The organism is Streptomyces sp. NBC_01515, from assembly GCF_045040345.1.
Taxonomy (GTDB): domain Bacteria; phylum Actinomycetota; class Actinomycetes; order Streptomycetales; family Streptomycetaceae; genus Streptomyces.
This window is the reverse complement of sequence record NZ_CP109416.1, coordinates 494257-508822: the sequence shown is the minus strand read 5'-3', so window position 1 is coordinate 508822 and position 14566 is coordinate 494257. Positions and strand designations below refer to the sequence as shown.

The 14566-nt window shown below is 69.5% G+C and carries 11 protein-coding genes and 1 pseudogene; 8 read left to right on the top strand and 4 right to left on the bottom strand.

Annotated features, from left to right (window positions below):
• Nucleotides 1–6: 6 nt before the first annotated feature.
• Together OG407_RS01920 and OG407_RS01915 are read right to left on the bottom strand one after the other, a co-directional pair.
• Complete coding sequence (locus tag OG407_RS01920) at nt 7–2046, bottom strand: non-reducing end alpha-L-arabinofuranosidase family hydrolase (protein ID WP_405854340.1); 2040 nt, start codon at nt 2044–2046, stop codon at nt 7–9.
• A gap of 206 nt (nt 2047–2252) precedes the next feature.
• Nucleotides 2253–2882 carry a cellulase family glycosylhydrolase gene (locus tag OG407_RS01915; protein ID WP_405854338.1) on the bottom strand — a complete coding sequence of 210 codons (630 nt, stop codon included), beginning with the start codon at nt 2880–2882 and terminating at the stop codon, nt 2253–2255.
• Nucleotides 2883–2935: 53 nt separating this feature from the next.
• On the opposite strand from OG407_RS01915, the pseudogene OG407_RS01910 reads away from it, so the two are divergent.
• Both OG407_RS01910 and OG407_RS01905 read left to right on the top strand, forming a co-directional pair.
• A pseudogene (locus OG407_RS01910) lies at nt 2936–3082 on the top strand (FAD-dependent monooxygenase); the annotation flags it as partial.
• Nucleotides 3083–3121: 39 nt separating this feature from the next.
• Nucleotides 3122–3424, top strand: a complete 303-nt coding sequence (locus OG407_RS01905) for a hypothetical protein (RefSeq protein WP_405854336.1) — start codon at nt 3122–3124, stop codon at nt 3422–3424.
• A 178-nt stretch (nt 3425–3602) separates the two neighbouring features.
• On the opposite strand, the gene OG407_RS01900 is transcribed toward OG407_RS01905, so the two are convergent.
• Nucleotides 3603–6539 carry a SpoIIE family protein phosphatase gene (locus tag OG407_RS01900; RefSeq protein ID WP_405854334.1) on the bottom strand — a complete coding sequence of 979 codons (2937 nt, stop codon included), beginning with the start codon at nt 6537–6539 and terminating at the stop codon, nt 3603–3605.
• A gap of 262 nt (nt 6540–6801) precedes the next feature.
• Here OG407_RS01900 and rutA point away from each other — a divergent pair, with 262 nt between their 5' ends.
• The 3 genes from rutA to OG407_RS01885 are packed head-to-tail and all read left to right on the top strand — an operon-like array spanning nt 6802 to nt 10050.
• Nucleotides 6802–7875 (top strand): pyrimidine utilization protein A, encoded by a 1074-nt coding sequence (gene rutA / locus OG407_RS01895; protein WP_405854332.1) that lies wholly within the window; start codon nt 6802–6804, stop codon nt 7873–7875.
• Between the two features lie 58 nt (nt 7876–7933).
• Nucleotides 7934–9418, top strand: coding sequence for an MFS transporter (locus tag OG407_RS01890; RefSeq protein ID WP_405854330.1), 1485 nt, complete (start codon nt 7934–7936; stop codon nt 9416–9418).
• Nucleotides 9415–10050, top strand: coding sequence for an isochorismatase family protein (locus tag OG407_RS01885; RefSeq protein WP_405854328.1), 636 nt, complete (start codon nt 9415–9417; stop codon nt 10048–10050). Before OG407_RS01890 ends, OG407_RS01885 begins: the two co-directional genes overlap by 4 nt.
• Before the next feature lie 36 nt (nt 10051–10086).
• Here the strand turns inward: OG407_RS01885 and OG407_RS01880 are convergent, their stop codons facing one another.
• Nucleotides 10087–10488 carry an MMPL family transporter gene (locus tag OG407_RS01880; protein WP_405854326.1) on the bottom strand — a complete coding sequence of 134 codons (402 nt, stop codon included), beginning with the start codon at nt 10486–10488 and terminating at the stop codon, nt 10087–10089.
• A 125-nt stretch (nt 10489–10613) separates the two neighbouring features.
• On the opposite strand from OG407_RS01880, the gene OG407_RS01875 reads away from it, so the two are divergent.
• Genes OG407_RS01875 through OG407_RS01865 form a run of 3 tightly spaced genes read left to right on the top strand, consistent with a single transcriptional unit; the run spans nt 10614 to nt 14546 of the window.
• Nucleotides 10614–12101, top strand: a complete 1488-nt coding sequence (locus OG407_RS01875) for a B12-binding domain-containing radical SAM protein (RefSeq protein ID WP_405854324.1) — start codon at nt 10614–10616, stop codon at nt 12099–12101.
• Nucleotides 12102–12150: 49 nt separating this feature from the next.
• Nucleotides 12151–13917, top strand: a complete 1767-nt coding sequence (locus OG407_RS01870; protein WP_405854323.1) for an FAD-binding protein — start codon at nt 12151–12153, stop codon at nt 13915–13917.
• The gene (locus OG407_RS01865) at nt 13914–14546 is read left to right on the top strand and encodes a LysE family translocator (protein WP_405854321.1); all 633 of its coding nucleotides are present in this window, start codon (nt 13914–13916) and stop codon (nt 14544–14546) included. The genes OG407_RS01870 and OG407_RS01865 overlap by 4 nt, the downstream gene beginning before the upstream one ends.
• Nucleotides 14547–14566 lie beyond the last annotated feature (20 nt).

Genomic DNA, 14566 nt, shown 5'->3' with positions numbered 1-14566 from the left:
GGTCGGTCAGCAGGTGGAGTTGGTCTGGGTGAGGAGGCCGAGCCGCCACGGGAGGCTGTCGTAGTCGCCGCTCGCGTTGGGATCCTTGCCTTGGTAGAGGTACTGGAGTCGGCAGGCAGGGATCGTGAGCGTCTGGTCGTAGCCGGCGCGGATCATCTCGCCGTGGCTGATGTCCTTGGTCCACGAGCCTGCGGGGAAGGCGACATTGCTCGCCCGGGCGAACGGGTTGCTCTCCGAGGCGGCCAGGGGTGTCCAGGAACTGGTGAGGCTGTTGGTCGTCCACGAACGGAAGTAGCGTCGGCCGTCCGATCCGATGGCCTCGACGAGCAGCAGGTACTGGTTGGCGCCCTGCACTTTGTAGACGTTACTGGCCTCGAACAGGGCGTACCTGTTGGAGTCCTGGGCCGCGATGACGGTGTTGGTGAACCCGTTGGGGAACTGACCGACGGTCGTCTGGGAGCGGTAGAGATGCCCGTTGTCGTCGGAGGAGAACAGATAGCAGTTGGCGCTGTCGCAGATCACCCACATGTCGACCCAGTAGCCGTTGCCGATGTTCTGCCGGATGACGTCCGGCATCGAGGCGTAGAAGTTGCGCGGCGCGCTCCAGCCGTTCGGGTTGCTGATGTCGGGGTTGGTGGAGTAGGACGCGTTGCCGGTCTGGTAGACGAGGTACCACAGGCGTTGCGGCGCGTAGTAGAACACCTGTGGCGCGGCACGGTAACCGGACCCGATGGCGGTGCGGTCCAGGTAGTGGTGCGTCGCCGAACCCGCCTGCGACCAGTCGCTGAAGTTCAGATAGACCAGGTTGTAGCCGGAGGTGCTCGCGGTGCTCGCGAACACGTGGTACTTGCCGTTGTAGTAGACGACTGTCGGGTCCTTGATCCCGGCGATGTTGTGGGTCGCGTCGGGCTTCGGCGCGATCAGTGCACCGCTGGAGCTCCAGGTGAAGGTGGCGGGCAGGGCGGCGGACTCGGCCGGGTGAACTGCCTTGCTCTGTGCGGCGGTTGATCCGCGCGTGGTGGTGGGGGTGCCGCCCAGTGCGGTCAGTGTCGCGTTGTAGGCCGGCTTCTTGTTGCCGTTGCGGTCGAACAGCAGGGGGTTCTCGCCGCTGCGCCACGAGTCGCTGTCCCGGATGCCCCAGGTCGTGATGCCGGTGCAGCGGGCGACGTTCATGCAGGCCCTGACGGTGTTGGCGTACGCCGTCGCCGACGCTTGGGCGATGTCCAGTTCGGTGATCTGTACGTCGACACCGAGGGCGGCGAAGTTCGACAGCGTGGTCTGGAAGTCGGCCGGTGGTCCGCCGGTGCCGAAGTGGGACTGGAAGCCGACGCAGTCGATGGGCACACCGCGGGACTTGAAGTCGCGCACCATGCGGTAGACGCCCTGTGTCTTGGCCGAGTTCCAGTCCTCGATGCCGTAGTCGTTGTAACAGAGCTTGGCCGCCGGGTCGGCCGATCGAGCGGTGCGGAATGCCTGCTCCACGAACCCGGTGCCCAGCACGTCCCGGAAGACCGAGCTGCGGAGCTGGCCGCTGCCGTCGTCGGCGAACGCCTCGTTGACCACGTCCCAGGCGTAGATCTTGCCCTTGAAGTGGCTCATCTCCGTGGTGATGTGATTGTTCATCACACCGCGCAGGGTGTTCGCGTCCCTGATGGAGCTGACCCAGCTGGGTAATTGGGAGTGCCAGACGAGGGTGTGGCCGCGCATCCGCTGGCCGTGCGCGACGGCGCGGTTGACGATCTGGTCGGCGGCCCCGAAGTTGAACGACCCGCGGGAGGGCTCGGTGGTGTCCCACTTCATCTCGTTCTCGGGTGTGACCGCGTTGAACTCCCGGTCCAGGATGCCGGTGTACGTGCCGTCACCGAGCCGGCCCGCGGCCACCGCGGTTCCGAAGTACCTCCCGGACTGGGCCGCTTGGGCGCCCAGGGTGGAGGCCCGGACGGCATCGGGCGCGCCGGTCGCGGTTCCGGGCGTCGCCAGGACGGTCGAGGCCAGCAGGGCCAGGATCGAGACTCGGCGACAGCCGAGCCGTTTCAGTGGATTCATGGTTCTCCTCGTGGCGTGGGGGGTTGTGTGGTGCGGTCTGTGGATCTTGAGGCGCACATGACATGTGTGTGTGCGGGATGTCGAACAGCGATCGGCTTGTCGGGCATTCAGGATGATAGGGAGTCGGTGAACTCCGTCAATCCCTCTCGCACAAGTCGTAGAGAGGACCGAAACATTCGAAGCGTTCAAGTTGGAGTTTTGGCAGCTCAGTTGCCGGTTGATGTAGCCATGCGCGATGTCTGGCTGCATTGTGACGGTGCTTCGGTGACGGGTGTTGACATGTTCGGTCGATTGTTTAGTCTCCATGAGGCCTTAAGATTCCGAATGTGAAGCGAAATTTCGAACCTGCCCGACCGGGGATGAGCTGGACGGCGGACTCGGCCTGGAGCGTCGCCCTGACCCCGTAGGAACGGTTGCCGACGAGCCGCGTGACCGAGGACGACGGGGACGCCCTTCGCGACGAAGGTGTCGTGCATCCGCTGGAACGTCTTGTCCAGGTCCCCGTGGGCCTGCGCGTCGAGACGGATGGCGCCGGCGACGTTCACGCTGAACAGGAAGCAGCCGTAGTAGTGCATGGTGGCGATCGGCCGGGAGTCGTGCAGCGGCTTGATCGTGGTGGCCAGATTGTTCATCAGCGGCTGGTCGGGGGTGCAGAAGGACGTGTTCAGCTCGTTGGGAAACTCGGCCGCGCGAGCGTTGTCGGCGTTGTCGAACTTGGGCTCGTTGACGCTCTCGAAGATCAGCTGTGCGGGCTCGTTCCGGAACGCGGCGGCGTTCCGGGTCCAGGTCGTGTCGAAGATGATCACGTAGAAGCCGTCGGCGATCGCCCGGTCCACGACCTCCTTGACCCGGCTCAGGTACGCCGGGTCGATCGTGCAACGCCCGGCTCGCCGACAGCTGCCGGCGGGGACACGTTTTCCTGACCGGGGACGCGGCGCACTGTCATCCGCCGACCGGCGGACAGAGCCTCAACACCAGGGTCCAGGACTCCTGCAACCTCGACTGGAAACCCGCCGAGGCCGTCCGCGGGCTGTGCGAGAAGCTGCTCGAAGCGGCCAAGAACCGTGACACCGGCGTGCCGGCCGGCGACCGTGCGCCCGACGCACCCGTGACCGGGGTTGGCGGTCATCCCGCCCGGCTGTTCAGCCTCTTCCAGGGCTCCCGCTGGACTCTGCTCGGCCACGATGTCGACGACTCCTCGGCCCCCGCACCGCGCAGAGGCCTGCACATCTACACCACCGGGGCCCGAGACGACATCCTCCACACCGGCGACCACGTCCGCACCGAGTCCTTCCGAGAGCAGCGGTACGCCCCGCACCCAAGGGGAGACCGTCGCGTCCGCAGCGCCGCCGAGCAGCGACTCGCCACCTTCCAGTGAGAGTTGCACCAGCTCTCGCGCCAGGTCCGGCGCGGCCTGCGCAGCGTCCGACGGCACGGTGAGACCTCCGCCGTCGTCACCCGCTCGAACCTCGCCGAACTCGCCGTCCGGGGCGTCACCCGGCCGGCGAAACACCCTCCGAACCGACCAATAGGCCGGAACGCCCCGAGGCGGTCGCTCAGTCCTCGTCCCCGAACGGCAGCGCGTCGAGATCCCCGGTGAAGTCCACCGCCGTCGGGAACATCAACTCCAAGGCGTCGTCGGGGAGTTCCGGCTGGCCCCCGGGCGTGCCCAGTGTCTGCTCCGTCCAGATGCACTTGCCCGTCGGCGTGTAGCGGGTGCCCCAGCGCTGGGAGAGGGCGGTGACCAGTTGCAGACCGCGACCGCCCTCGTCGGTCTCCGTGGCGCGGCGGATACGGGGCATGGTGAGGCTGCCGTCGAAGACCTCGCAGATCAGCTCGGCGCCGTGCAGCAGGCGCAGGCTGACCGGGCCCTTGGCGTGGCGTACGACGTTGCCGACCAGCTCGCTGGCCAGGAGTTCCGTCGTCGGGGTCAGGTCCTCCAGGCCCCAGGTGCGCAGCTGCTCCCGGACGTGACGGCGGGCCTGGCCGGCCGCCCGTGGGTCCTGGGGGAGCGGCCAGGAGGCGATCTTGTCGCTGGTCAGGGCGTGGAGGCGGGCGACGAGGAGCGCGGCGTCGTCGGCCGTCGAGTGCTCGGCGGGGAGCAGGCCCGCGGTGAGGGTGTCGCAGAGCTGCTCCAGGTCCGCCTCCGCACCGGACTCGGTCCGGATCGCCGTACTCAGGAGGCGGGCCAGGTCCGCCATGCCCTCGTCCATCTCGCGCTTCGACGACTCGACCAGGCCGTCGGTGTAGAGCACGAGGAGACTGCCCTCCGGCACCTTCAACTCGACTGTCTCGAAAGGGGGTTCCGCCGCGCCGAGGGGCGGGTCGGCCGACAGCTCCGGGAAGTGCACGGTGCCGTCCGGGTGGACCACCGCCGGTGGCGGATGACCGGCCCCGGCGATGGAACAGATCTGGGTCGTCGAGTCGTAGAGCGCGTACAGACACGTCACGTACGACTCCTCGCCCATACCGGAGACGAGTTCGTTGAGGTGGCTCATGATCTCGTCGGGCGGCAGTTCCAGGTCGGCGAGGGTGTGCAGCGCGGTGCGGAGGCGGCCCATCGTCGCCGCCTCCGGGAGGCCGTGGCCCATGACGTCGCCGACCACCAGGGCCACCTGGCCGCCGGAGAGCGGGATGATGTCGTACCAGTCGCCGCCCACGTCCATGCCCTGGCCCGCGGGAAGGTAGCGGGCGGCCGCGGTGCACGCGGGCAGCTCGGGCAGGGCCCGGGGGAGCAGGCTCCGCTGGAGTTCGCGGGAACGGGTGTGCTCGGCGTCGTAGAGCCGGGCTCGTTCCAGGGCCTGGGCGACGAGGGCGCTGATGGTGGTCAGCAGGGTGCGTTCCTCGTCGGTGAGCCGGCGGGCGCGGTCGAAGGCGACGACGCAGACGCCGAAGGTCTTGCCGGACGCGGTCAGCGGGAGGAACGCCCACGCCTCCTTCCCCGCCCGCTCCGGTCTGGCGGCCAGCTCGGGGTAGTGGGCCGCGTACTCCTCGGCCGAGGAGAGGAACATCGGCAGACCGGACGCGATCACGTCCCAGCCCGGCTCGCCGGGCGTCCGGACGCGGCCGTCGACGGTGGCCAGGAAGTCGTCCGGGTAGCCGTCCGCTCCCACCGTGTGCAGCCGGTCGCCCTCGACGGCCTGCACCAGGAGCCCGGCGGCGGCGAACGGCGGCAGCACCCGGCGGGCCACCGCGGCCACCACGTCCTTCGAGGTCGTCGCCTTGGCGAGGGCGGCCGTCAGCTCGCCCATCCGGACCGCGCGTCGGGCCACCGCCAGCTCGGACGCCCGGCGCTCCTCCTCGTGCTGCCGCTTCTCGGTCACGTCGGTGAGGTAGAGGGTGACTCCGTCGGGACCCGGGACCAGCCGCAGGTGATGGCGACGGCCGGTGCCCTCCAACTGGGCGTCGAAGCCGACGGGCGTCTCCTCGGCGGCGGCCTTGCGGCAGCGGTCCTCCAGACCGGGGACGTTCCGCACCGTGGGCAGCTCCCACAGGAGGCGCCCGAACAGCTCCTCCTCGGAGAGGCCCAGCGTGCGCTCCGCCTCCAGGTTGGCGAAGGTGATCCGCCACTCCTCGTCCACCGCGAGGAACCCGTCGCTCATGTGACGCAGGGCCCGGCTCAGCGCGTCCCGGGCCGACCGCGACTCGTTGCTCTCCCAGCCCACGCCGATCATCCGGAGGGGCTCGCCGTCCTCGTCGTAGGTCGCCCGGCCGCGGGCCTGCGTCCAGCCGTACGTGCCGTCCAGGCGCCGTACCCGGTACTCGGCCTCGAACACGCCGTGCTCGCGGATCGCCCGGTCCACCGCGTCCAGCGTCGGCGCCAGGTCGTCGGGGTGGACGCACGCCATCCAGTTCTCGACCCTGGCGGTGTAGTCCTCGGGTCTGGTGCCGTAGAGCTCCAGGGCCGCCTCGTCCCAGATCAGCTCGCCGCCCTGGATGTCCCAGTCCCACGAACCGACGCTGACCTCCTTCAGAGCCTGCCGAAGCCGGTCACGGTGGCCGCTCGGATCGCTCTGGGAAGGCCCGGAGGGCGGGGGCGCCTGCCGCATCCGCTCCTCGGTCCAGGCGACCAGATCCCGGAGGAAGTCCCACTGCCGGGGGGTGGGCTCGCCCTGCTCGCCCATCAGGACCGTGAGCGCGCCGATGCTGCGGTCCCCGCCGGACACCGATACGGCGGCCAGCCCGGTGCCGGGCCAGGCGAGCTTCTGGCCCGCGGCGGCGGGCTGCACCGGCACCCACACACCATGGCCCTGGCGCACGGCCCTGGCCGGGGCCGTCGGGCCCTCCTGGTCGATGATCTCCCACGGGCGGGTGAGGGCGGGCGGCAGACCGGTCGAAGACACCAGCCGCAGCGCGGACATCGGCCCGCGCAGGTGAATCGCTCCCCCGAGCGCGCCCAGCTCGCCCACGGCGTGCTGCAGTGCCAGCCGGAACACTTCGCTCTCGGTGACGCCGGGGTCCACGGTGCCGAGCAGCGCCAGACGTGCGTTCATACCGTAAATTTTACCGTTCCCGCCTCACATAACGCGGTGCTGCGCAGGACTCTCACCTTTGACTCCCGCTCTCGCACACGGCTCTCAACAGGCAGCGTTCCAGACCGAGTTACCCCGGTGGTCCACCCGTGTTCGCTCGGGTGACAATACTCGGCATCCGGGGGAACGGGGCGTCGTGAACGGGGTATGGAACCCCTTGATCATGTCCGGACGTTGTCACCCCGTCAGGCTCACCCCCGCCCACCCGTCACACAGGAGCGGCATGGACATCGGCGTATTCATCCCCATCGGCAACAATGGCTGGCTCATATCGAAGAGTTCACCCCAGTACCTGCCGAGCTTCGAGCTGAACAAGGCCATCGTGCAGAAGGCCGAGGAGCACGGGCTCGACTTCGCGCTGTCGATGATCAAACTCAAGGGATTCGGCGGCGAGACCGAGTTCTGGGACCACAACCTGGAGTCGTTCACGCTGATGGCGGGCCTGGCCGCCGTGACCGAGCGGATCAAGCTGTACGCCTCCACCCCGATCCTCGTGCTGCCCCCGGCGATCGTCGCCCGCATGGCCACGACGATCGACTCCATCGCCCCGGGCCGCTTCGGCATCAACATCGTCACCGGCTGGGCACCCGGCGAGTACTCCCAGATGGACCTGTGGCCCGGCGACGAACACTTCGGCAACCGCTACGCCCGCGCCGCCGAGTACGTCACCGTGATGAAGGAGCTGTGGAGCGAGGGCGTCAGCAACTTCAAGGGCGAGTTCTACGAGATGGACGACTGCGTGCTCTCGCCGCGCCCGGCGGACGGGCACATCGACATCGTCGCGGCCGGACAGAGCCCCACGGGCATCCGGTTCGCCGCCGAGCACGCCCAGTACAACTTCATCCTGGGCAGCGGCGTCAACACACCCCTCGCCCTGTCGGACACCACGGCCTCGCTCGTGGACGCGGCGGAGGGGACGGGCCGTGACGTCGGCGCACTCTCTCTCTTCATGATCATCGCCGACGAGACCGACGAGGCGGCCCGGGCGAAGTGGCAGGACTACCACGACAACGCCGACCATGCGGCGCTGGCGTACATGGCCGGCGAATCCGCCACCGACACCACCGCCGACGACACCTCCACCGCCCGCACCATCGTGCTGCCCGAGGGCGCGGTCAACTTCAACATGGGCACGCTGGTCGGGTCGTACGAGACCGTGGCGAGGATGCTCGACGAGGTCGCCGAGGTCGAGGGCACCAAGGGGATCATGCTCGTCTTCGACGACTTCCTCGTGGGCCTGGAGAACTTCGGCACCCGCATCCAGCCGCTGATGAAGTCACGGTCCCTCGCCGGGTGACCGTCGCTCCGGACGGTCCGGGCCTGCGGTGGTGACCGCGGGCCGAGGTCCGTGGCGGGTGTTCGCGGCCACCGCCGTGGGGGTGGTGGCCGTGTTCCTCAACATGAGCGGTCTCGCCGTCGCGCTGCCCACGATCACCCGGGAGCTGGGGGCCGACCCCGGGCAGGCCGACTGGATCCTGCTCGGCTACATGCTGGTCACCACCGCCCTGATCCTCGTCTTCGGCCGGGTCGCCGACATCGTCGGCCGCCGCAGCCTGTATCTCGCCGGGCTCGTCGTCTTCACCGCCGGGACCGGGCTCGCGGCGCTCTCCCCGTCGGCCGGGTTCCTGATCGCGGCCCGGGTCGTGCAGGGCGTCGGTGCCGCCGCCGTGATCACCAACAACACGGCCCTGCTGACCGACGTGTTCCCCGCACGGACGCTGGGCCGGGCCCTCGGCTGGAACGTCACCGTCGCCGCCACGGCCCAGGTCGCCGGACCGGTCGTCGGCGGCGCGGCGACCCAACTCCTCGGCTGGCGTGGGCTGTTCGTCGTCTGCGTGCCGATCGGGCTGGTCGCGATCGGTGCGTCGGTCCTGGCCGTCCCGGCGACCGGAACGCGGGCCGGCCGGGCCCGCGAACCGTTCGACCTGCCGGGTGCGCTGCTGTCCACGGCGATGCTGACCGCGCTCGTCCTCACCCTGACCCCCGGTGTCACGTCCACCGTCGCCGACTGGCTGCCGTGGTCTTGCGGCGCCGCGACCCTCGCACTGTTCACGGCCTTCGTCGCCGTCCAGACGCGACGCTCGCACCCCCTGGTCGACGTGGCGCTGCTGCGCACCCGCGCGATCGCCCTCGTGCTCGTCGCCGTCCTCGCCAACGCGGTCGGCAGCTACGCCGTCGTCCTCCTGGCGTCCCTGCACGAGCAGGCGGTCGGCGGTGCCACGTCGCTGGAGGCGGGGGTGCTGGTGACACCGGTCGCGGCCGGCACGCTGATCACCTCGGCCGCCGCGGGTTCCCTGTTCGACCGCTTCACCCCGCGCACCCTGACGACGACAGGCATGGCGGTCACGGCCTGCGGACTGCTGGGCTTCTCACTGACCCTCTCGACGACGACCGTGCCGTTCCTGGCCGTGGCCCCGTTCCTCTTCCTCGTCGGGGCCGGCACCGGGCTGTTCATGACACCGAGCACGAGTGCCCTGATGCTGTCCGTGCCGGCCGACCGGCGCGGCATGGCCAACGGCCTGCGCTCGACCACACAGAACGTGGGCTACCTCCTCAGTACGGCCCTCGCCCTCGCGTTCACGACGACCGGGCTGAGCGGACCGGCCCGCCAGGCCGCGTACGACGGGACACTGAACACCCTGAACGTGCTCGCGTCCGGCGAGTTGGACCGCTTCGTCGCCAACATCCGCGCCACGGGGTTCGTCCTCACGGGCATCGTCGCGGTCGGGGGAGTGATCTGCCTGGCCTTTCCCACGTCGCTGCGGGCACCCCGTACCGCTGACGCGGTCGCCGTCAACACCCCACCGGAGTCCGCCACTTCACGAAGGGCAACGCCATGACCGGTTCCGCTTCCGCGCAGGAGGACTACGAACGCGCCGGGTTCGACGGCCAACTCACCCCCGGCACGTCCCCGGCCCTGATCCTGGTGGACCCCGCCCGCGCCTACATCGACCCGGACTGCCCGCTGTACGCCGGTGTCGAACCGGCGGTCGACGCGATGAGGCTCCTCCTCGCCGACGCCCGCCGGGCCGGTATCCCGGTGATCGTCACGCGGGTGCTGCTGCGGGCGGACGGCAGCGACGGCGGCCTCTTCCTGCGCAAGGTGCCGGTCCTGGGGGTGTTCGCCGAGGGCAACCCCTTCGGCGACTTCATCGACGGCCTGTCCCCGGCGCCGCACGAGCTGACCGTGACGAAGCAGTGCCCGAGCGCCTTCTTCGGCACCGAACTGGCCGCCCACCTCACGGCCGACGGCATCGACACCCTGCTCATCGGCGGACTGTCGACGAGCGGCTGCGTCCGGGCCACCGCGCTGGACGCCATGCAGCACGGATTCGTACCGATCGTGGTCGAGGAGGCCGTGGGCGACCGTGACCCGGACATCCACGCGGCGAACCTCTTCGACATCAGGCACAAGATCGGCGAGGTGTGGCCGCTCGGGCGGGCTCAGGAGTACCTCGCGTCTCTCGGCTGACGGGTCGTGCGCGTCGTGGGCAGCAGGCCGCTCGGGTCACGGACGCGCCTCGGGGAGGAGCGGTTCGCGGTCGGCTGTGGGCTGGGTCGGCGGGTGCGGGTCGGCCTCGAATCCGGCGGGAAGGACGGCGTCGGGGACCAGCGGTGACGGCTCGACGCGCAGCAGCCGGGCGATCCCGGTGGGCAGCCACCCGTTGTACTTGCCGAACAGCGAGACCATCGCCGGCACCAGCAGTGCCCGTACGACCGTGGCGTCCAGCAGGATGCCGGCGCCGAGCGCGGTGGCGAGGACCTTGATGTCGGTGCCCGGGGCGGACGCCAGCGCGGCGAAGGCGAAGAACAGGATCAGCGCGGCCGACGTGACCAGCCGCCCGGTGCGGCCCAGGCCGTGCTCCACGGCGTACGCGGTGGAGCCGGTGCGGTCGTACTCCTCGCGCATCCGGCGGTACCGGCCCCGGTTCGGGTAGCGGTCCTCGCCCCGCCTCCGCCGCCCTGTCCGTCTGGTACTTCGCCCTGCCGCTCACCTCCGCCCACCGCGGCGGCCACTCCGGTGGCGGTGCGCTCGTGGACGGCGTCGACGGCCAGGAGCGGTACCGGAACGAGGGGACGGTCTACCCGCACTCCGGCCTGGTCGAGATGATCACCTACCAGGAGCGGTACCTCCCCGAACTCTCCTGGAAATACCTCGACTTGAGCCATGTCCCGTGGGACGACGTACGTGCCGCCATCGCCGCGGACCCCCCGGACGTGGCCGCGTTCACCGTCTACACCGCCACCGCACTGTGGGCTTTCATCGTCGCCGCGGAAATCAAGCGCGTGAACCCGGACGCGGTCGTCGTGTTCGGCAACGACCATGCGGGAATCCTCCATCGCGAAATACTCACCGGCCACTACGGTCACCGGCTCGTCGATTTCGTCAGCACCGGTAACAACGGCCCCTTCACCATGCTCGGCCTCCTGTACGCGTTACGAGGCCAACTCGATCTGAAACGCGTCCCTTCCCTCGCCTATCGCGAACACCTCGGGGTCGTGAACCAGCCCGCTCCCACCTATCCACTCGACCGCCGCATGCTCCCCGACTACACGCTCATCGAAGACCAACTGGAGCGGTACTACGACAAGGCGTTCGACGTTTGGTACGCGCACCACTATGACCTGAAACGCATGGTGACTCTCCCGTTGGACGCGGGCTGCACCTGGGGAACGCGCCCGGGACGCCGGTGCAAACACTGCTCGATCCAGGGGCTCACCCCGAAATTCGCCCGGATGGACACGATCGTTCCCGCATTCGAAAAGGCGGTCGGCGGCCTCGGCGCCAATGTCTACGCCGCCGGTGACTCCACCCTCGGCTTCTCCCGCGCGCAGTGGTCCGGCGACATCGGCTACCTCGACGAAGTCGCCGAACGCTGCGCCGCCTCGCCGGTGCTCCGCGACCACCGGTTCCTCCTCGCCTACGGCCTGGTCTTCGAGTTCCTCCAGTCGGCCAAGCTGTGCCAGGGCTTCGTCCGCACGTGGAACGTCGGCCTGGAGGCCTTCGACCCGAAACTCCTCAAGGGCGACTCCAAGGGCATCAACAAAGGACCCGACCGGGTTTACGAGGCGCTCGAACTGGCTCAGGAACTGGACTACAAGATCTACGCCTCGGGAATTCTCGGCCTGCCCGGTACCACCCGGAAGCAGCTCCACGAAGAGGTCGACTCCTGGCTCTCCCTGGCGGAGACCTATCGGGACACCATTACGACGGTTTCGGTCGCGGCGCCAGGTGTTATCCCGGGTTCGCGCATGTACTGGGAGAGCTTCCGCACCCACCCCGAAGTGCGCGCCGCACACGGCGAGATCATTCCGGCCCGGCGCCTCACCGAGCTGTACGTCCACGAGAACACCGAGGTCGAACTCGCCGACGTGGAAGCCGCCATCGCCGACGTCGGCCGGGGCGTGATCGCCCTCGGCCGGGAGCGCGGACACATGAAGTTCGGCGGCTACATGCTCGGCGGAGTCGACGACGAGGCGGCCGAGCGACGACTGCTCGACGAGATCTGCGCCCAGCTCTGACACGAGCGACGGGCTCAAGAGGGCGACGACTCCGGTGAAGGCAGGGAACATGACCGCGAACAGGACCGCGAATACGATCGTGAATGCGGCTCGGACGACGTCCGTACCCGCAGCGCGGACCCCGCGTGTGATCGTCGTCGGCGCCGGTGGCGCGGGCCTGGCCGCCGCCGTCGAGGCCGCCGCCGAGGGCGCACACGTCGTCCTCGCCACGAAGGCCCTCTACGAGCACGACCGGCACCGCTGGGCCTCGGCCGGCGGCTGCACCTGGAAGACCCACGCCTTCAATGCGGCCGTCGCCCCGGACGACAGCGTCGCGGCCCACATCGAGGACACCCTCGCGGGTGGCGCGTACGCGGGCGACGAGGACATCGTACGGACGCTGTGCGAGGGCGCGTTGGGCCTGGTGGAATGGCTGGAAGGCCTCGGGTTGCGATTCGAGAAGAGCGGCGACGGCCGGTTCGCCACCCGCCCGTTCGGCGGCAACGGCGCGCCCCGTGCCGTCCACCTGGAGGACCGGCTCGGCTTCCACATCCAGCGTGTGCTCGGTGAACGACTGGCGCGACTCGTCGAGGAGGGCCGCGTCGAGGTCCATTCCGGACTGCGGGCCACGGACATCCTGCTCGACGCAGACGGAGCCGTACGCGGACTTCAGGTGCTGTCCGTCGAGAGCCTCGAAATCCTGGAGATCGCCGCGGACTCCGTGATCCTCGCGGACGGCGGCGGCACCTCGATGTACGCACCGTCGGCCGCCTCCACGGACAAGACCTGCGACGGTCTCGCCCTCGGACTGCGGGCCGGCGCCGAGGCCATCGACATGGAATACGTCCAGTTCCATCCCACCGGGCTCGCGTCGGACGTACCGACGTACGACGGAATGCCGGTCGAGGAAGCCGTCCGGTTCGACGGGGCGACCCTGCTCAACCGTGACGGCGAGCGGTTCATGCTGCGGTACGACCCTCTGGGCGAACAGGCCACCCGGGACAAGGTGTCGCGCGGTGCCTACCGCGAAATCGTGGAGGGGCGCGGTTTCCCGGACGGCACGGTCCAGCTCGATCTCGGTGCCTGCGCGCATCTGATCCCGGAGCGCTATCCGGCCCTGTACGAACGTCTCCGCCTGATCAGGCCCGGATTCGGCTCGGCGGACGCATCGGTACTCGCAGTCCGCCCCACCGCCCATTTCCTGATGGGCGGACTTCGGACCGACAGCACGGCCCGCACCACGATCCCCGGCCTGTATGCGGCGGGCGAGACCGCGGGCGGCGTCCACGGTGCCAACCGCCTCGGCGGGAACGGCCTGTCGGAGGCCCTCGTCTTCGGCCGGATCGCCGGTCGGCACGCGGCCCGCAGCGCCGGTACGGGGCTGAAGGAAGCGCACATCCGGGTCACCGGGCCCTACCGCATGGACGTCTCCCCGGACGGTGCCTGCCCCGAGGCCCTGCTCCAACTCCTGCGGCGGGAGATGTACTTGAAGGCCGGCCCGATCCGTACGGCCCGCGACCTCCTGGCGATGACGGAGACGATCGCGGCGCTGGACGAGCGTCGGGAGAGGCTGGACATCGCCTCCGGGCCTCGGGCCGCTGGCCAGGTACAGACGTGTCTCGACCTGGAGAACCTCCTGCTGGCCTCCCGGCTGATCGTCGAGTCCGCGCTGCTCCGTGAAGAGTCGCGCGGGGCGCACCACCGAGAGGACTTTCCCTCGACGGCCGCTCACATCACCGGCAACGCGGTCGTGCGGGACTCCGGGAAACTGGTCTGGAAGCCCGTTCGCCGGGGTGGAGCCCGGCCTTCCGACGCCGGCGCGGAGCACCGACGGTGAACCTGGACAACGGGATCAGCGTGGCCGCGATATCCCTCGGCGTCGTGGTCACTCCCGGGCCGAACATGATGTACATGGTCTCGCGGAGCATCGCCCAGGGCCGTCGCGCCGGGGTGGTGTCGCTGGGCGGGGTCGCGGTCGGCGCCCTCGTCTTCGTAGTGGTGACGAACCTCGGCCTGATGGCCGTGCTGCGAACCGTCCCCGTGCTGTACACGTCCTTCAAGATCGCGGGCGCCGCCTATCTGGGCTGGCTGGCCTGGCAGGCATTCAGGTCGGACGGCGCATCCGTCTTCGCTCCGCGCGAGATGGCGGACACCTCCACCCGCCGCCTCTTCGCCATGGGGCTGGTCACGAACCTCCTCAACCCCAAGATCGCCCTGCTGTACCTCTCGCTGATCCCGCAGTTCGTGGACCCCCGGGCGGGCCACGTCCTGCTCCAGGGCTTCGCCTTCGGCGGCATCCAGGTCGCCGTGAGCGTGTGCGCGAACCTGGTCATCATCATGGCCGCGGGGACCCTGTCGGAGTGCCTCGCCGCACGACCCGCCTGGCTGCGGGCACAGCGGTACGTCACGGGATCCGCCCTCGGCGCTCTCGCCCTGCTGCTGGCGACGGACCAGTCGCAGGCATGACGAACCGTCAACACCTTCCG

Bases quoted from the DNA above. Each gene is read 5' to 3' on its own strand.
- OG407_RS01920 (WP_405854340.1), bottom strand. From the start codon at position 2,046: ATGAATCCACTGAAACGGCTCGGCTGTCGCCGAGTCTCGATCCTGGCC.
- OG407_RS01900 (WP_405854334.1), bottom strand. From the start codon at position 6,539: ATGAACGCACGTCTGGCGCTGCTCGGCACCGTGGACCCCGGCGTCACC.
- rutA (WP_405854332.1), top strand. From the start codon at position 6,802: ATGGACATCGGCGTATTCATCCCCATCGGCAACAATGGCTGGCTCATA.
- OG407_RS01885 (WP_405854328.1), top strand. From the start codon at position 9,415: ATGACCGGTTCCGCTTCCGCGCAGGAGGACTACGAACGCGCCGGGTTC.
- OG407_RS01880 (WP_405854326.1), bottom strand. From the start codon at position 10,488: ATGCGCGAGGAGTACGACCGCACCGGCTCCACCGCGTACGCCGTGGAG.
- OG407_RS01870 (WP_405854323.1), top strand. From the start codon at position 12,151: ATGACCGCGAACAGGACCGCGAATACGATCGTGAATGCGGCTCGGACG.